Below are 18,645 nucleotides of genomic sequence, written 5' to 3'. Positions count from 1 at the left end.
TAAAATAAAATTAATATATAGTGTGCTTTGCTTTTTTTATTTCTTTCAATAGATATTGCAAGTAAATAAGATTTTTATTCCTATCTTTCTTAATGTTATATTTTTTTCAAAAAAATCCCCCATAAAAATTATTATGAGAGATTTATAAAAATTATTTACTTATCTTTACAGTTCTTGTTGAAGAATCCCAATCTACTTTAGATCCTAATATTTCAGAAATTGCTCTTAGGGGTACGAAAGTCCTTGAGTTCTTAATAACTGCTGGAGAATCAATTACAATTTTCTTTCCATTCGCTTCAATTTCTTTTTCGCCAATTACAAGACTTGCCTTGTTATCTCCAATGAGAACAGTTTTTGTATCAGCCTTCCAATCAACTTTTTCGCCAAGAGCTTCAGAGATAAACCTTAGTGGAACCATTGTCCTTCCATTTTCAATGTAAACTGGCGTCTCTGGTTTTATTTCCTTATCTGAAACAAGAATTTTTATCTCAGAGTTAGGGGAAGACTTTTCAGACTTTGCCTTATTCTTATTTTCAACTTTAGAATCCTTAGCTTCCATGGTCTTAGCATTAGCCCAGTCAAATTTTAGGTAAGCCTTTTGTTCTCCTGAACCCTTTCCACCACCAGCAATAGCATCCATAGCATCAACCCAAACTGCAACAAGAATTTGATCTTCCTTTGGATTTGTTCTTTCAAACTCGTGCATTTTTTTATATTCACCATCAATTGAACTTTGTTTAGTTTCTACCCTAGTAGAATCCTTGTCTCCTTCATATACGAAGAAATTAGTAAGCTCTCCTTCCATATTCATAAACTCAATATTTTTTAAATATATCTTATAAATGACTTTGCCATCTTTTTCTTCAACATCAGCAAAGGGTTTTAAAGAAGAATTTCCCATAGATTCTTTGCCAGGCTCACCAAACTTTTCAAGCTTGACAGGTACTTCATACTTACTAGCGGCAAAAATTGCATTTGGAATTAAAAGCATTGCCAATAAAAGTGATAAAAATATTTTTTTCATATAACACCTCTTCATTATCATAGAGGGATGCCCTTAAGGACCATCCCTCTAGCATACTAACTAAAATTAATTGTGATCAATGTTGTAAAGAACTTGAGCAACTTGTGCCCTAGTGAATGGTGACTTAGGAGCAAAGTTACCATCACCCATACCACTTACAAGTCCAAGGCTTGCCATTTCCTTTACAGAATCCTTAGCCCAGCCTTGAATCTTTGCATCATCTTTGAATCCATCAGCTTTGCCCTTTGCCTTGAGATTTTTGCCTGATAGCTTTAAGAATTTAGTCATCATTACAGCCATCTCTTCTCTAGTTAGTTCTTTATCAGGAGCAAAGTTCCCTTGACCTATCCCTGAAACTATTCCAACTTTATTTGCCCAAGCAATATAAGGACTGTAGTACATTCCTGACTTCACATCTTTGAAGTTTTGGTCCTTGTAGTCATTTACATTGACATTTAACATTCTTCCAAGAACACTTACAAATTGTCCTCTTGTTATAGACTTGTTAGGTCCAAACTCTGTCTTGCTAAGTCCGTAGAAATAACCCTTGCTTACAACATAATCAATAGCAGTCTTAGCCCAATGGCCCTTAGTGTCACTAAATTGTGTAGAATTATTTAATTTATTTTCAATATTTTTCTTTTCTTCTAATTTTTTATTTTCATCAACTTTCTTAGGAAGTTCTATTTTTCTATTTGGTGCCATATTGTTAAAGAAATTATTATTTGATGTTTTAGTTTCCCTAGCTCCACCCCATGAGAACATAAGAATTGCGTCTTGATCTGATGGCATGGCACTAACTTTAAATGACACTCTTTGACTAGTAACCTTTGAATTGCTTGTCCAAGAGAACGTTCCATTTGCTCCCCTAGTTGCAGCAAACTTAGATCCTCCATCATAGATATATAAAGTATCTACACCAGCTGTTTTATCTCCAATAGTTAATTTTCCAAATTGAACAGTATAAGTGAACCTACCATTGTTTTCTTCAACAGTTGCTTTTGGATTTATAACCTTATTAGCCATAGATTCTCCACCACTTGGTTTTTGAACTCTAACTGGCACTTCATAAAGTATATGCCCCTTCTTCTTAGCAACTAAGTTTGATTTTGCTATAGACAGATTTCTCAGAGCATTATCAACTTGATCTTGATTAGAGTTTGATGAATTGTAAACGTCCTTTGCTTCTCTAAGAACTTTGTTAAATTCTCTCATATTATAGTCATATTCAAAGTCATCTTCTTTTATACGGTTACATTCTGCAATTAGAATACCTAAATCAACTTTATTTACCTTTTTCTTCAAGTTGTTCATAGCAATGTCAAGTCTATTTTTAGCTGAATTTACATCATCTTGTTTAGCATTAGTATCATTGTTAACCTTATTAGCATTTTTTAATGCTTCTTTAAAAGCTATGACACTGTCATCTGTATATTGGATTGTTGATATTTTGTTAGCTTTACTAATTAAATCCTGTAAACCTGATTTATCAACTTGATTTGGAGCCGGAGTTTGCTTCTTCTTAAGACTATTTATTGCATTTTCTAAGTTAGTTTTTGCTGTGTTTACTTCCACTTGTTTTGCATCTGTCTTATTTAGGATGTTTTTAGCTTCATCCAATTTAGTCTTAAGATTATTGAATGAATCTTCAGTAAATTCTTGAGCATTCTTTGCTTCTGCTTCATTAATTTTTGCTCTTAATTCATCTTTATTAACTTTTTCTACTTGAGGATTAGTTTTATTTTCAACTAAAGCATTCTTAGCTTGTTTTAATTGTTCTAGTACTCTATTTACATCTCTTTCCTTAGCATTGTCATCTGATAAAACTTGGTTCGCAGCATCTAAAGCTGTTAATAAATTGGACTTGGATTCTTGATTATATTTTCCTAAATCCATGCCTGCAATTTCTGCAACTAATTTTCTTAATTCAGACTTATCAATTTGAGGCTTGCTTTCTCCTTGACTGCCTTCAACTAAAGATTTGTTAGCAAAATCAGCATTTATATAAGCCTCAACTTTCATTGGCATAAGATCAACTTTTATTCCAACTAGAATGTTTTCGATAGCATTTGTATCTTTGTCACTTACATCTATTAGATATTCAGCTGGCCTATTTCCTTCTGGTGAAAGAACAGGTTCTCCAATTTCAGTATCATCTGTTTTACTAACAGACAATTTTTCTATATATGCATTCAAAGATGGAGATACTTGTAATTTTATTCTAAGTTTTTTAACATCTCCATTAACTTCAAGTGTAGCTGTTTCTACAAGAGTATCTCCACCCATTGGTAAATTTTCACCATTTGTCCTAATAAATTTAACAGGCACTTTATATATAGCTTTTTCAACTTTTGCTTCTGGTGCTTTTGCCTTGTTAAAGGATTCTATTGCATTATTAAGGTCATCAAAAGCTTTTGTTATATCTTCTTGAGTAATTGCTGCATTCATCTTAGCTTTGGCAATATTAATTGCTGCTTCAAGATTTGAAATAGCATCTTCTGATTTACCTTCTTTAGATAGTCCTTCTGCCTCTCTTATCTTTGCTTCTAATGCATCTTTATTTAATTTAACTTCATTTTCACTATTATTAAATTCACTGATTGCTGCATCAAGTTTAGCAACAGCTGCTTCTAGTGCTTCTTTACTATTAATAGAATCTTTTGAACTTTCTACTTCAGAAATTGCTTGTTGTAGTTTATCGAAAGCTTCTTGCTTTTTATTAGCCTTTTGAATATTTTTAGCTTCAGCTAATTTGTTGTCTAGAGAAGACTTGTCAAGAACTTCTTGTCCCTCATTTGTCTTTGATTTAGCAATTAGTTTATCAATATTTGAAGTTAAATCTGCTCTCTTGTCTCCTGCTCTTGTTCCCTTACTGTCGTGTTCTTTGATATAGGATTTAGCTTCATTTATAGCTGCTTGTAAAGAATCCTTTCCTTCTGCCTTAATCTTATTATTCTTAATCATTTCCTCAGCTTCAGATATCTTCTTATTAAGTTCTGTCATATCATATCTTAAAAGATCAGAAATATTTTTAATTCCCCTATCTAATTCTTTAATTCTTTCTACATCACTTTCTACTTTTAAAGCAGACTTTGTGTTTTCTATAAGTTCCTTAACTTTCTTTAAGGATTCAGGAGTATATTTTTTTGATTCTGTATCAGATTTTAGATTGGATTCTGCTTGTACGATTTCTGTTTTTATAAGATTATTTGCTATAACAATAGCCTCTGCAGCCTTAGCTAAATTTTCATAAGCTTTTTTAACATCATCTTGACTAGATGCTCCATTCTTTTCAACAGCTTTTGCCTTGTTGATTTCATCTTGCATCTTATTCTTTAGGGCATCGCTTATTCCTTCTAGGCTTGTTGTTGGATTTAAGGATTCAATCAATTCAATTAGTTGACCCTTGTCAACGTTGTACTCATTATTATTAAATCCATCTACCTTAGAATTCCAATCTATTCTCAATCTAGCATCAGGATTATGTTCTCCAGCTCCTTGACCGTTTCCCATTAAATCAGCATAATACTTAAGATTTAACTTTATATCACTTTTACCTTCAGTAACAGGAATTCTAACAAGAGTTGGTGAATTAACTTCACGAGTTCCTACAGTAATTTTTTCGGACTTAATAACTTCAGCCAATTTCATTTGTCCATTATCTTCGTACTTAACTTCTGTAACAGCTCCAAAAACTCTTGGAATATTTTGTTGAGAATTTTCTGCACTTCTTTGTGACATATTTGGGAAGTTCATCATAGGTACAAATTTCACTTCTATAAAATCTTTTCCATTAATTTTTGATAGCTTAGCCTTATTCCAAAGAACGTCTTTAGCCATAGATTCTTTCTCTTCCTTGGCATTCATGAGTTTTACATTAACTGTTCTTAAGTCACTTTCTGATGCATCAATTTCATCGTCTGAATCTTCAAAATCTTTTATCGCTTTTTCTAAAGCAATTTTTGCATTTTCTATAGTTTCTTGGCTTTCACTCTTTAAAGCTTCCTTAGCCTTATTTATTTCGTCAATTAATTTTTGGAAGTTTTCTTGTGATTTTTTATTCTTGTTTATTTTTTCAGCCCTACTTATTACAGCTTGTAGTTCGTCAACGCTAATTTCTGGAGAATTTTTAAACTTACTTATAGCATCTGCTAGTTTATCTTTTGCCTTGTCTATTTCAGTTTGATCTTCTGAGAATTGTTTAGACTTAGCATCTTCGATGGCAGCTTTTAATTCCTGGAAGGCTAGTTTAGATTTTTTCCCTTTTTCTAACTTTTCGGCTTCTTCAATCCTTGCTAATAATTCATCTCTATTAACTTTTTCATTACTCTTGGCCTTTAGGTTTTTAATATCACTTTCTAATCTTCCACACCAGTAGTCATAAATAGCAATATCTAAATTTAAGCCACCCTTTTCCTCTACAAAACTTCCTTCAAATGATTTTAGGTTACTTTCCTTATATTCTTTTAGGGTAGGGCTCTTTGTCATATCAGTTAAAAAGGCTTTTGCACTCTTATATATCTTGTATTTAACTATTCCATTTTGACCCTTGTAAATTAATTCTTTTTCTTTGTAACCATTGAGAGTTTCATCTAATGCCTTTAAAGAATTAGAGCTATACTTATCTTTTTCTTTTAACTTTGCTTCTGCATCATTTACTAGGCCTTGAAGTTTTTCCGGATTTAATCTCAACTTATCATAAATTCTATTTATTTCAGTCCTAGCCTTGTTTACTTCTTCAAGAGTCATCGGCTTGTCTTCTTTTAAATTGTTTAATGTTTGTTTAGCTTCATTAATAGATTCAGATGTAAATCTACCAGTTGCTTCGTACTTACTTATACTGTCTTCAAACTCAAGTGCATTTTTAAAATCAACCCATGGTTCAATTGCTCTAGCATAAGTGCTTAATTCTTTAATTTTTGCCTTAGCATCCTCTGCTTTTATATTAGTATTTTCGTCAATAGTACCTACTCTATTCAGCAAGTCTTCAATTGTATTTTTAATATTTACTGTTTTCTCTTCTTGTAGTGTCGGATTATTTTTTTGATCCTTAGTTAGTATTTCGTCATTTCCCCTAACTATGTTTTTGTTCACTACTAAATTTTCTGGTAAAATTCCTTTTACTTTCTTGTAGTCTTCTCTTAGGTAGTCAACCCTAACTTTTAATAAGTTTTTAATTTCTGCAAGTTCTTCCTTAGTTGTCTTCCTCTTGGAATTTTTAACATAAATCCATATAGAGTCATGTTCCATTTTATCCTTTTTGCTGCTAGCAGAATCATAAACATCAGCTGATACAACTATTTTTTCATCCTTATCAATGTCAAATGGTATTTCAAATTCCTTTGGAACAAATCCCACTTCTTGATTTCCTTGTGGATTTAGAATGGTCATTTCTTCCTTTTTATTTGGAACGGAATCTAGGATTCCCTTGATTGCAGATTGAATATCTTTCACATAAGACTTTACAATATTTCCTTCGATTTCAGGTGTTGCTAAAAACTTGATTTTCTTATTAACTGGATCGTAGATAGCTTTTGGAGAAATATATTTTTCCATATAAGTTTTTTCATTTGAGTTTTGATTTTTACATTCAAAGCTAACTTCATATGGTTCCTTTGAAAACTCTTCTTTTTCCTCAGCTTCTCCAGCAATAAGTTTTTTATTATCTAGATCTAAAGAAATTTTTATAGATCTTAAGTCTTCGACCCCCATCATGTTTCCGTTATAGTACTTTGTATTAACATATATAGAATTACTAAAAACACTTGGATCTTTTATAGCTACTTCTTTAATAATATCTTGACGATCTTCTTGTCCGTCTGTGGAAATTATTTCTCCTGGTTTTTCAGTAAAGTTTTCATCACTATAAGATAATCCACAAACAAAGTTGCCATTAACTTTTTTAAAGTTTAATATGAATTTCTTTTCCTTTGGATAATATTTTACTTTTGTATCAAGTAGTGGTCTTAATTTATCATTGTTTACATCTGTAACTTGAACTTCGTAAACTTCTTCTTTTTTTTCTTTGTTTCCATTTTCTTCATTAATTGCAGGGGGTGTTATACCTGGTTTTGCTTGAAGTCCATCAATTGCCTTTTGAAGAACTGATAAATAAGTTGAAGTTTCGTCAATAGAAGGTGTAGACAGTTTGTTTCTTTCAATCCATTCACTTGCCTTGCCCTTAGCTGTTAGCATTTCTCCATAAGTTACCTCTGTATAATATTGAGGCTCATATTTTCCAGCTAGTTTGACAAGCTTTTCTAGTTTTTCTGTGTTGTATTTTAGCGTTCCATTATTACTTGCTGTTTCAATTTTTTTAATTGCTGAAACTATATCAACGAGTTCTTTATCAGCAGCTGTTCTTTCAAGCTCATCTAAATATTCTCTATATTTATCAATACTTTCTTTTGTATATTTTTCACTTGTATAGAAACCACTGTCAAGACCATCCCTAGCTTCTGCAATTTTCATATTTAAGATTTCAAGAAGTGTAAAGATATTTTCTGTTTCATAAATAGGTAGAGCATATTTTAATGCCTCAGTCATAGAAGGCTTATCAGAATTTCTAAGTTCTTGTAACTTATTAATACTTTCTTTTATTTTTGCTGCCCTTTCTTGATCTTTTGGAACATCAGCATCTAATGTTGATGATAAAAGTATTTCTCCTCTTTTGATCCAATACTTAATCCTTCTTTTTGTCCTTTCTCCGTATAGTTTTGTATTGTCATTTGTCTTTTTTAAATTTTTATAATTAATATCAATTCCAAAGGTACCAGTTCTTCTTTCTGTACCTGTATTATCAATATATGTCATGTTTTCAACTACAAGTCTTGATCCATTTAATTCTGCTGGTATAGGTATAGCAATTAATCCTTTTTGATTTACATCATTTGTGGAGCTTTCTACTTGTGCAATAATGTCTTTGCCTGCAACTTTATTAACAAGCATTGATTTAATATTAGATACCTTATTTTTATTTGCAACAAATAAGAGTTCTAGTTCATTTCCCCACTTTGTTAGTTCACCTTCACCTAAAAGATCTGTTATTTCTGGAATATCTTCTCCAGTCATTTGATACTTGTTTTGATTTCCATCTCCGTTACTCAAATATTGTACCTTTACAGCTTTGAAGTTATTTTTAAGACTATAATCTCCATCTTCTTGAAGGCTATTATCACTTGATATTGCATATAATGCAAGCACATCATCTAGTTGATTTAGTAAATATTGTGCAGTGTCTTCATCCACAGAATTTGCAATTTCTTTTATTCTTGATGCTAAGGAATAAATTGCGTACCATGGAGTTGATTCTATGGTATATTCATTTAAAATTTGAGAATCCTTTGGGTCATTTTCTTCATAATCTTCTAAGCCAATTCCTGGTCTATAGTCTGTTGGATTTTTATCGCTTAGGTAGTTAGTTCCAAGCAAGTGCTTTAAAACGTCTTTATTTTTTAATATTTCATCAGCCTTTTTTATAATTTCTTTTTTTGTCGTATCTTTAGCTGGTGTAAAGGCAAAAACTGGTTGTGCACTTCCTAACATTGTTATAATTGATAAGCCTAAGGCTACCTTCTTGTGTAAGCTAATAATGTTTAGCTTTTCTTTTTTATTGTTCATTTTATCAATCCTTTCTGATAATTTATTTATATTAAAAATCTTTTTTGATTTTTAAGCTATATTATTTATCCTATCTGCAAAGTATCTTGCAGCTGCTTCTAGTTCTTCTTCGCTTGCCTCTCTTGATTCAAGGCTTGTTTCTATCATTTTTTCTTTTATCTTTTTTGGAACTACTAGTCCTGTAATTCCTCTTAATTTTTCTATCATCTTGGGATCAACTAGGCCTGGGCATATGTGTTGTCCCAAGGAGTCTCTGTCTATTAAAAGATTCTCTAAGTTTTTTATTACCTTCCTTCCATGTTCTGAGTCTGGCATCGCTCCAAGTGTTGCAAAGAGTCCTATTTTTTTATTTTTGATGGTCTTTAAGAATTTTAAGGCCTTGGTCTCTAGGCTTCCTCTATCGATCCAGGCACCCAAAAGTACAAAATCAAATTTTTCTACTTCAGGTGCATCTCTTATGTCCTTTATGGTCATTTGGTGTTCATCTTTTAAGACTTCATAAATTTTTTCTGCCATTCTCTTGGTGTTTCCCGTCTTTGATGAATATATTATTAGTCCCTTCACTTTTCCTCCTTAATCTTCTGCAAATACATATTTTTTATTTTCTATATCTATTATTTTTAGTCTTGTATCGTAGATCTTGCTTATCTTTTCTCCTGTCAAGGCTTGGCTTGACTTTCCTTGAAATTCGATTTTCCCCTTCATCATTCCTACTATGGTGTCCGAATATTCTAAAGACTGATTGATGTCATGAAGAACCATAATTATAGTCTTGCCTAGATTTTTATTTAAATTTCTTATTAGTTTTAAAATTTCTATTTGGTATTTGATATCTAGGTAGGTTGTGGGTTCATCTAGGAGAAGTATCTCACTATCTTGTGCTATTGCCATAGCTATCCATGCCCTCTGGACTTGTCCACCTGATAGGGAATTGACTCGCTCCTTTCTTATTTCTTCTAAGCCACAAACTTCTATCGCTTTATTTATTTTATTTTTGTCATCTTGACTTGGCTTCTGCATAAAGCCTACATAGGGATTTCTTCCATAGGCAACAAGTTCTTCAACTTTTATGTCACCTGCTATTTGATTTTTTTGTCTAACTATGGCAACTTTTTTTGCAAATTCTTTTCTCTCTATGTTTTTAATATTTCTGCCATCAAGACTTATAAAACCCATTTTTGGCTTTTCCACTCTTGTTATTAGTTTTAAAAGAGTTGACTTGCCACAGCCATTGGCACCTAGGAGGGTTGTGATCTTATTTTTTTCTATTTTAAGAGAAAGATCTTTTATGACCATATTTTTGTCATAGGCGAAAAATAAGTGATTAATTTCCATAGTTTTTTCCTCCTACTTTTAATAGGCCTATAAAAAATATTCCGCCCACTACTGTCATTACTACTGATGGTTTTATTTCGTAAGGGTAGGCTATCACTCTTCCCAAGGTGTCTGATAGGAGGAGGGTTATTGCTCCCAGTATCATGGAATAGGGTATTAGGTTCTTGTGGTTTGAGCCAAGAATTATTCTTGATATGTGTGGCACTACTAGGCCTAAGAAGCCTATTACCCCAACTATGGCTGTGGATACTGATGCTAGTATTATTCCAATTAGGGCTAGGATAAACCTATCTCGATTTACATTAACTCCCAAGGCTTGTGCTGTTTGGTCTTCCAGTTGAAGTAGGTTTGCTGTCCTTATTGTGAAAAGTGCTATTATTAGAAATAGGATTCCGTAAATTGCCATAATTTTTACATCTGCCCAAGTTTTTTGCGCTACATTTCCTTCTATTATCGATTGAACGTTTGTAAGGTTACCCCCCATCATGGATTTTATTCCTTCGTTTACTCCCATTAGGGTCATGTTAAGTGCTACACCTACAAGTATTAGTTTTATTGGGTTGGATCCTCCGTTCCAAGCTAGTGAATATATTAAGAGGTAAGCAAGAAGCCCTCCCACTACTGAAAAAAGTGGGCTAAGGGCATATAGGCCTGGGAATAATATCATTACAAGACTTGCTGATAGACTTGCCGCTGATGATATGCCTATTATGCCTGGATCTGTTAGGGGGTTTTGCATTACTGCTTGTAAGAGAACCCCCGATGTTGCTAGGGCTGCTCCAGCTAGTATTGATATTATTATTCTTGGAAACCTAAGGTCATATATTGTTGCTACGTCGGGATCATATTCTATAAACAAGCCCCTTATTAATTTTCCAAAGGTCATTTCTATAGAGCCAGTTTTTGCTGAAAAGAGTATGAGTCCTATTAGGACTAGGATTGATATGGTGTAAACTAGGATGATTTTATTTTTCTTCATTTGTCTTATCACCTGTATTTCCTACTTCATTTGAATCTTCCCCATAGAAAAGTTTGTCTAAGTCATTTAAGGCTTCCTTGTAGTTAAATTTCGCACTCATGCCAAATTTTTTGTAGTCAAGGTCGTAAACCTTGCCTTCCTTAACTGCCCTAAAGTGTTTCCAAATGTCATTCTCCATAAAATCTTTTTTAAACATTGCCATTACTTGATCTGGTAGGGCATGGGCTGTTCTAAGTATTATGTCAGGATCTTTCTTTAACATGTCCTCAGTGTTTATTGTTATAAACTCTTGGTCTGTCCCTTCATATACATTTTCTCCACCTGCAAGTTTTACAAGGCTCCCTACATAGGAGTTTTCTGTTGCTACTACATAAGAACCTGGTAGCCCCATAAGGACTAAAACTCTTGGTGCCTTTTTGTCCTTGTTCCTTTTTTGGTAATTATCAATAAATTTCTTATAGTCATCAACTAATTCCTGAGCTTCTTTTTTTCTATCTAATAAGTTTCCGAGGTCTTCTATTGACTTATACATTCCTTGAACATTATTAAGGTTTAGAAAACCATAGTCCAAGTTTGCTGCCTTGTACTTTGGAAGTAAGTCTGATATTAAGGATACTGGCGAAAAAACATAGTCTGGATTTATTTGTTTTAATTTTTCTATGTCAGGCATCATTGCCATACCAACTTTAGGAACATTCTTATATCTTTCTGGCATCTCATCTGTTTTTGAATCAGGAACTGCTACTAAATCAACATTTAATTTTTCCATTATATAAACAGTTGCCATTGATGTTGCCCCAATTCTTAATTGACTGCCCCTTACTTTTTTATCAGCTTTCTGCTCTACGCAAGCTGTTAGTAAAAATGGAAGGAGTATTAAAATTAAAATCCTTTTTAATCTATTCATAAGTCCTCCTCCTTTCCTCTTCTAAATCTTCTTCTACTTTATTTTTGTAAACATAAGATAGAAAAGCTAATAGGATAAGTCCACCTGTTAGTATTACAAAGAGAACAATTAAAGCATAAATAAATCCAAGAGTTATCTTTCCAAGTTTTCTTTTAGGCATTTCTTCTTTATCTTCATCATCAGAATAAAAAAGTTTTTTGATTATTTCTGAATCCTTTGTCAAAAGTCCATGATCATAGCCCAAGTCTCCAGCAGAAAATTTATCATTTGTTGCCTTTTGCTCAATTTTTTCTCCCGAGCCTTGTAATCCATCACTAATTTCAGGATTTTCTTCTAAGCCTTTGTTTTCTTCAATCCCTGTCCATACATACTTGTTGGAATTTTCTATTACTTGACCTTCACTTTTATTAACTTCATGACTTTCATGACTTTGATTTAATTTTTCTAAAGTCTTAAAGTCTGTGTTACCAGCTACTAGATCAGAAATTGTGTAATAGAAAATTACATCTCTTCCCATGGGTTCTACAAAAAAACTTGATCTTACAATTGCATTATTGCCAGGTATCTCAAACCTATAATCTCTCGTTTCATTTGTTTGATTAGTTACGTCAGCCTTTACCGAATAAAAGTTTTCATCTCCGTAATTTTGAACCGCAAAGCTTTCATTTTTTATATAGTTTGCAAGATTAAAACGTACTGACAAAAATATTCTTCCATCATCTGTACTTTCAACTAAGGCTTGAGGAGACAGGACGTTTTCTGTCATCCCCTGTCCTATGCCTGGATTGTTACCTGGATCTTCTATAACTCCAGTAACTGGATGAGAGTAATAAGGAGTGACCTTGGCAGTTTCTTGCCTATAGGCATAAGTAATATTTATTAGACTTGCAAAGATAAGAGCCAAAATGCAAAAACTATTTATTATTTTTTTCATTATCTTTTAGCCCTCCTAAAAATATTATTTCTTCTTTCATGTTTTTTATTTCAGCAAAGTTTTTCTTGATTACAAGAAGGGCAGTTACATTAAGTCCAATAAATATTAGAATTATTAGTAATATAATCCCTGGTGATTCTCTTTCTTTTACTTCCTTTGTTTTTTCTAAGTTTAAAGAATCTTTATTTTCAATATTTCTTTTTTCATGTCCTAAAGCTTCTTTAAGAGGCTCCTCTTGTTTTATATTGTCAACTTGACTTCTTCTTTCAAATTTTTTAAGTGGAATCGCCTTGGATTTGTTTTCTGCTCCCGACGCTAATTTTGTCCTCGGCTTTTTTACCTTTTTCATAAATTCTTGAGCCTTGTTACTAGGCCCTGCATTTTCATTTGTTATTGCATTAGACGCTTCATTAATATTTTTAGGACTAAGCTTCATGTCCTCCTTGGAATTAGCACTTTTTACTAGGATAAAAATTTCCCCTTCTTTAGTCTTAAGTTCAATGTGATTACCATTTACTTTGTAATCTTTCTTTACCTTCTTACCATCTTTTATTTCATAAAGGCTTAACTTGTCATCTTTAGTAAATTTTAAAAGTGGTAATTGTAAATCAAAGTCTTTCTTAGGCTCAATCTTTTTTCTCCCTGCCTGAATGCTTTTTTCTTCTCCACTTATTTCATCAAGTTGCCCCAAGAATTCAATCTTAAATACATTCACTTGATCTAACTTATCAAAATCCTTAGTGTAGTCTTCTGATCCTTTTCCAGATAACTTATTGCCATAAAAATAAAATTCTTCTTCAAAGGTATCTGGTTCATAGGAAACAATTAAGTTTTTATTTTCAACCTGTCCCGGTTCCCTTGAATTAAATTCTCTTTTCTTAGGACCTTCCTGAAATTTTTTAATTAAACTTGCTTCACTTTCATCGATTTTCTTTATTTTTTCAAAGTCCAATTTTAATCTAGCTCTTATTGGTTCGTCCCCCATGGGCTCAACTTTTGGATCAAGATAAACCTTAGTCATCTCATCCGTGTTTATTAAAGATGTTCTAAAGACCTCTGGTCTCCTATCCTTTTCATTAGGGACTTCTAATTGGTAACATCCAGCTTCTGCTCTGTGATAAATTCCATCTTCCTTTTGAAAGTAAATATTTATTAGGGAAGCTATTATAGATAAGTACTCCATCTTATCTGATCCTATGTATAAATTTGCTTCATTATTCTTCACTTCTATCTCCGCTCTTTGTATAAGGGCTTTGTTACCCATACTTTCTTTGTCTTCAATAAAGTGCCAAAGTTTTACTGGGATTTCATAATATCCAGCTTCTAAATTTATTTCTTTCTTTTCTGGCATTACATCATCAGATGCAAAAACAAAGTTTGTTAAAGTAATTAAAATTACAAGAACTATGTATATTTTTTTATTTTTCAATACAAACTACCCCTTACAAATAATCTAATCATGAGTAATGATATTACTTATCAATTAAATAAGCTATAAAAAATTTCCAGGATTTTTGTTAACTCTGGTTTACTAGAAGATAAATTTTTATAAATATATTATTTTAATTTTTATAAAAAAATAAACCCTAGTGACTGACTAGAGTTTAGAATATTTTTATATATTTTATGGTGTATAAGCTTAAGATTTCAAGTTAAACAAAGGTTAACTATGAATAAAAAATTTGCTTTTTTTTCATGGATTGTTATTCCCATCTGAGATTCAATTTTTAAAATAAAGGATGCTTCTAAAATTATCCCATCTGATGTTGACCAGTAATCAATTAAATTAAGAGGAATCTTAAAAATCCTATCCTTAGAATTTATTTCTATTTCTTCTCCATCATCAAAATAAAATAGCTTTGTAGCAATTCCTTTTTTAAAGTAACCTTGATGAGCCTTCTTTATTGTCTTAGTTGAAAGTTCTATATAGGATTCTTCTCCAATTATTAAATATGCGTGATCATCAAAGCCCATAAGTGCCATTGAATTATCTACAAAGGAGTTTTTACTATCTTCAGAAATTTTTTTAATTGAAAAATTAATTTCATGCCTTCCCTTTTCTAAATATCTGGAAATATCTTGGACCTTCTCTCTCCCTTGAATATTTTTAGCTAAAATCATACTCTTGTATCTTTTTTCTAGTGCCTCTTGATAAGGAATAAGTCTCTTTGACAAAATTTCAAGACTGATACTTCTAGCAAGATTATCATCAATATCCAAAAATTTTTGTACTACAAATAAATTCTTTTCAAGATTTTCATTATAAAATTCTGAAAGGTCACATCCTATTTTCGTCAACTTATACTCATTATCATCTTTGTATAGGATGCCTATAAGAATCATTTTATCTAGAATTTTTTTTGAGTTAGCGCGAGAACAATTAAAGAATAGGCTTGCTTCCGTAATAGTCTTCCTTCCTTCATAATTTTTTATAAATAATAAATATTTAATTTGTATTTTAGTTATATTCAAGTTTATCATTGACTTATGACTCCATTTCTCTTTCCACTTCTACTATTCTGTCACAAATCCTAAGAGAACTATCTCTGTGAGATGAAATTATAATATTTTTATTTTTTCTCTCATTATATAGGGACTTTAAAATTATTCCTTCGTTTAATGCATCTATGTTAGCCGTTGGTTCATCAAGTAGATATAGCTTTGATTTTCTTAAAAAGATTCTTGCTAAAGCCAGCCTTTGAGCTTGTCCAGTGGAGATTTCATTATTTTCTTTTACTATCTCTGTGTCAAACCCCTTATCAAGTGTCATTATGAAATCATAAATATTTGCCTTCTTGCAAGCTTCTATTAATTCCTCTTCACTTGCATCTTTTTTTGCAATTTTTAAGTTATCTCTAATGCTTCCTCTAAATAGGTGGGTTTCTTGACTTAAGTATGAAATATTCTCTCTTAAATTTAATGTATTCAAATCTTTCATATTTTTTTCATTTAGGCAAATTTTTCCACTCTTTGTATCATAAAATCTCATCATTAATCTTATTAAGGTTGACTTGCCACAACCGCTTTTGCCTTTTAGCCCTATTATCTCATTTAATGAAGCTTTAAAATTAAAATCATTAATAAGTTTTGTATCATCATAAGAGAAATTTACTTCTTCAAGACAGATATTTTCATAATCAATTTCTTCTCCCTCGTAATTTATCGGTGTAAGGGGATCTTCTTCTAAAAGTTCCTTGACTCTCTTGCCACAAGCAAAGGTCAAAACTAAGTTATTTGCAAGAGATGAAAGGGCGCTTGTTGGTCCAAAAGAAGAAATGAAAACTCCCAAGGGAAATAATAAACCACTAAGGTCTAAGATAGAATCCTTGTAAAGCTTAAAGGCCATCAAAGTAAAAATTAAGTCCCCAAGTATTATCGTAAAAGATGTGAGGGCAAAATTACTAGATGACTTTTCTGTAAGAGTCTTGGTAGACCTATTTAACTTATTTGCTTCAAATTCAATCTCCTTATACCTATCTTCAAAATAAGAAAAATTAATAATTTCTTTTATTCCCTTAAAGCTTTCCAGGATTAAAGAATTTAAACTTGATAAATTCTTCCTCTGCCTTCGTCCAATTTCTCCAGCAGATTTCTCTGTGATAATTGGGATAATTATAGCTAATATCAAGTGAAAAGTTAGAAGTATCCAAGAATAAATTGGATTAAATTTCCATAAAAGAATAAAGAAAAATAAAGTGTGAACTAGGGCTATGCAGACAGGAGAGATTGTGTGTGCGTAAAAAACCTCTAGTAACTCTATATCTGATGTAATAATAGAAATTAATTCTCCTTTATTCTTTCCGTTCATCTTAGCCGGTCCCAAAGATCTTAGTTTTTTGAAAATTTTATCTCTTAATATTGCTAAAATTTTGAAGGCTATATAGTGATTTAAAAGCTGCTCTAGGTACTTAAATATTGCTCTCAGTATAGCTAAAGTGAATAAGATTCCAATTATTAATTTTAAATTTACAGTTTGATTTAAAATTAGTTTGCTTAGGTAGAATAAGCCTAGTGATGGCAATAAAGTCGCAAACATGTGCCCACTTGCACCAAAAAATATGGCAAAAAACATTTGTAACTTCAGATCATCCACAAGAGATAGGAGTTTCCCTATTAAATTTTTATATTCAATTAATTTCTTCATTTAAACCCCACATTTCTAATTCCCTTTGGTATCTATAAATACCAGAAAATAATTCTCCCTTACTTATTTCTTCAAAACTTCCTTCTTCAGCAACTTTCTTATTGTCAAGATAGTAAATATAGTCTGCGTGAAGGACTGTGTTGAGTCTATGAGTAATAAGAATTATGGTCATTTTTTCTTTTAATTTTTGTATAAGATTTAAAATCAAATCTTCTGATTCCTTATCTATATTTGAAATGGACTCATCTAAAATTAAAATCTTTGGTTCTTTCAAAAGGACCCTTCCTATTGCAAGCCTTTGTTTTTGTCCACCTGATAAGTTGTTACCAGCACTTTCTAGGATACTATCTAAGCTTCCTACATTTTTAAAGTAGGAATACAGACCAACTTCTTCTAAAACTTCTATTAATTTATCATCATCGGCATTTTTATTTGCAATTTTAAGATTATATCTAAGACTTTCCTTAAAGAAGTAAGGATTATTGTCTACTAACATTATATTTTCATTCAAAGAATCATTTGAAATTTCGCTTAAACCATTGTAAAGTATCTCCCCATCATAATTTCTTTCAAGTCCACCAACTAATTTTGCAAGAGTAGACTTTCCGCAACCACTTTCTCCTACTATGGCGGTGATTTTGTTCGACTTAATCTTCATATTCAAATCTTTTAAAATTTCCTTTTCTCCGTAAGAAAAATTTAAATTTCTTACTTCTATATCCACTTTCTCATCCTGTATAAGATCTTCAAAATCTTCTATGCTATCAAGATCTAAAATTTCAAAAAGAGAATTCGCTGCTGTGATTCCATTCATTGCAACATGAAAAAGTGCTCCTAGTCTTCTTAAGGGTAAGAAAAATTCTTGGCTTAAGAGTATAAAAGAAAAAGCTGCAAAGACAGATAGCTGACCCTTAGAATAATAATAGATGGATAAGATAATTCCCAAGGCTGATCCTGCATAAGAAATTAAGTCTAAGACCGTAATGTTATTTAGTTGCATCATGAGAAGCTTCATGGTTTTGACCCTAAAGTCTTCTGCCTTCGCATTAAGTAGGTCATTGTAATCTTCATCTGCATTAAAAACTTCTAAACTTGTTAAGCCATATAGGAAGTCTATAAAAACTTCTGACAGATTTGTATATGATTTCCAATAAGTTTTTACAACTTTTTTTGCAAGTTTTTGTACCATAATTATTGCAATTGGTATTAGTGGTATTAGCAAGAGCATTATTATTGCAATTTTGAAATTTAAAAATGAAAGTATAAAAAATAGAATTAGAGGTCCTATTAAGGAGAATAGAAGTTGCGGCAATAGAGCAGAATAAAATAAGTTGAGTTGCTCTATTCCCTCTACACCTAAATTTATAACTTCTGAAATAGAAATTTTGCTCCCATACTCCATCTTAAAAGAAAAAACCTTCTTCATTAGTCTTTTTCTCAATGTATTTTTAATCCTATAGGAAGCCTTGTAAGATATACTAGCTTCTATTTTTATTAAGAAAATATTTAGTCCAATTATTAGGATCATAAATAAAATAAATTTACTCCCACTAAAGCTTGAACTAATTAAAGCTTCTATAGACTTCCCCATTAAAAAAATCATGGCAACATTAGCTGTCATTTGTATAATTTTTATAAGTAAAAGCTTTAAAATTTGTATTTTCTCACTCTTTAACTCATTAAGTAATTTTTTGTTAAACAT

The 18,645-nt window shown here is 31.6% G+C and carries 11 protein-coding genes; all 11 read right to left on the bottom strand.

The window, feature by feature from the left end; translation table 11 throughout:
- Positions 1-151 precede the first annotated feature (151 nt).
- The gene (locus PTSHG_RS01025) at positions 152-1,024 is read right to left on the bottom strand and encodes a copper amine oxidase N-terminal domain-containing protein (RefSeq protein WP_019107072.1); all 873 of its coding nucleotides are present in this window, start codon (positions 1,022-1,024) and stop codon (positions 152-154) included.
- 66 nt (positions 1,025-1,090) lie between these two features.
- Entirely contained in the window at positions 1,091-8,644 is a 7,554-nt protein-coding gene (locus PTSHG_RS09880) for an S-layer homology domain-containing protein (protein WP_019107071.1), read from the bottom strand.
- 51 nt (positions 8,645-8,695) lie between these two features.
- On the bottom strand, positions 8,696-9,208 hold the full coding sequence (locus tag PTSHG_RS01015) for a flavodoxin family protein (RefSeq protein WP_019107070.1): 513 nt from the start codon (positions 9,206-9,208) through the stop codon (positions 8,696-8,698).
- A 9-nt stretch (positions 9,209-9,217) separates the two neighbouring features.
- Positions 9,218-9,979, bottom strand: coding sequence for an ABC transporter ATP-binding protein (locus tag PTSHG_RS01010; protein ID WP_019107069.1), 762 nt, complete (start codon positions 9,977-9,979; stop codon positions 9,218-9,220).
- The gene (locus PTSHG_RS01005) at positions 9,969-10,958 is read right to left on the bottom strand and encodes a FecCD family ABC transporter permease (RefSeq protein ID WP_019107068.1); all 990 of its coding nucleotides are present in this window, start codon (positions 10,956-10,958) and stop codon (positions 9,969-9,971) included. Before PTSHG_RS01005 ends, PTSHG_RS01010 begins: the two co-directional genes overlap by 11 nt.
- Positions 10,945-11,865 carry a heme ABC transporter substrate-binding protein IsdE gene (gene isdE / locus PTSHG_RS01000; protein ID WP_019107067.1) on the bottom strand — a complete coding sequence of 307 codons (921 nt, stop codon included), beginning with the start codon at positions 11,863-11,865 and terminating at the stop codon, positions 10,945-10,947. The genes PTSHG_RS01005 and isdE overlap by 14 nt, the downstream gene beginning before the upstream one ends.
- Positions 11,858-12,799 carry a heme-binding Shp domain-containing protein gene (locus PTSHG_RS00995; protein WP_019107066.1) on the bottom strand — a complete coding sequence of 314 codons (942 nt, stop codon included), beginning with the start codon at positions 12,797-12,799 and terminating at the stop codon, positions 11,858-11,860. Before PTSHG_RS00995 ends, isdE begins: the two co-directional genes overlap by 8 nt.
- On the bottom strand, positions 12,780-14,228 hold the full coding sequence (locus PTSHG_RS00990) for an NEAT domain-containing protein (protein ID WP_019107065.1): 1,449 nt from the start codon (positions 14,226-14,228) through the stop codon (positions 12,780-12,782). Before PTSHG_RS00990 ends, PTSHG_RS00995 begins: the two co-directional genes overlap by 20 nt.
- A gap of 218 nt (positions 14,229-14,446) precedes the next feature.
- A complete protein-coding gene (locus tag PTSHG_RS00985) occupies positions 14,447-15,097 on the bottom strand; it encodes a hypothetical protein (protein ID WP_238318693.1) in 651 nt (216 codons plus the stop codon).
- 187 nt (positions 15,098-15,284) lie between these two features.
- Positions 15,285-16,943, bottom strand: coding sequence for an ABC transporter ATP-binding protein (locus tag PTSHG_RS00980; protein WP_019107063.1), 1,659 nt, complete (start codon positions 16,941-16,943; stop codon positions 15,285-15,287).
- Positions 16,927-18,645: an ABC transporter ATP-binding protein/permease gene (locus PTSHG_RS00975; RefSeq protein ID WP_019107062.1), complete on the bottom strand. Its 1,719-nt coding sequence runs from the start codon at positions 18,643-18,645 to the stop codon at positions 16,927-16,929. Before PTSHG_RS00975 ends, PTSHG_RS00980 begins: the two co-directional genes overlap by 17 nt.

Source organism: Peptoniphilus senegalensis JC140, from assembly GCF_000321025.1.
GTDB lineage: Bacteria > Bacillota > Clostridia > Tissierellales > Peptoniphilaceae > Peptoniphilus_A > Peptoniphilus_A senegalensis.
The sequence above is the reverse complement of the archived record's forward strand: the minus strand, read 5'-3'. Positions and strand labels throughout refer to the sequence as shown.

Coding starts and splice junctions, on each gene's coding strand:
- PTSHG_RS01005 (WP_019107068.1), bottom strand. CDS start 10,958: ATGAAGAAAAATAAAATCATCCTAGTTTACACCATATCAATCCTAGTC.
- PTSHG_RS00975 (WP_019107062.1), bottom strand. CDS start 18,645: ATGTTTAACAAAAAATTACTTAATGAGTTAAAGAGTGAGAAAATACAA.
- PTSHG_RS09880 (WP_019107071.1), bottom strand. CDS start 8,644: ATGAACAATAAAAAAGAAAAGCTAAACATTATTAGCTTACACAAGAAG.
- PTSHG_RS01025 (WP_019107072.1), bottom strand. CDS start 1,024: ATGAAAAAAATATTTTTATCACTTTTATTGGCAATGCTTTTAATTCCA.
- PTSHG_RS00995 (WP_019107066.1), bottom strand. CDS start 12,799: ATGAAAAAAATAATAAATAGTTTTTGCATTTTGGCTCTTATCTTTGCA.
- PTSHG_RS01010 (WP_019107069.1), bottom strand. CDS start 9,979: ATGGAAATTAATCACTTATTTTTCGCCTATGACAAAAATATGGTCATA.
- PTSHG_RS00980 (WP_019107063.1), bottom strand. CDS start 16,943: ATGAAGAAATTAATTGAATATAAAAATTTAATAGGGAAACTCCTATCT.
- isdE (WP_019107067.1), bottom strand. CDS start 11,865: ATGAATAGATTAAAAAGGATTTTAATTTTAATACTCCTTCCATTTTTA.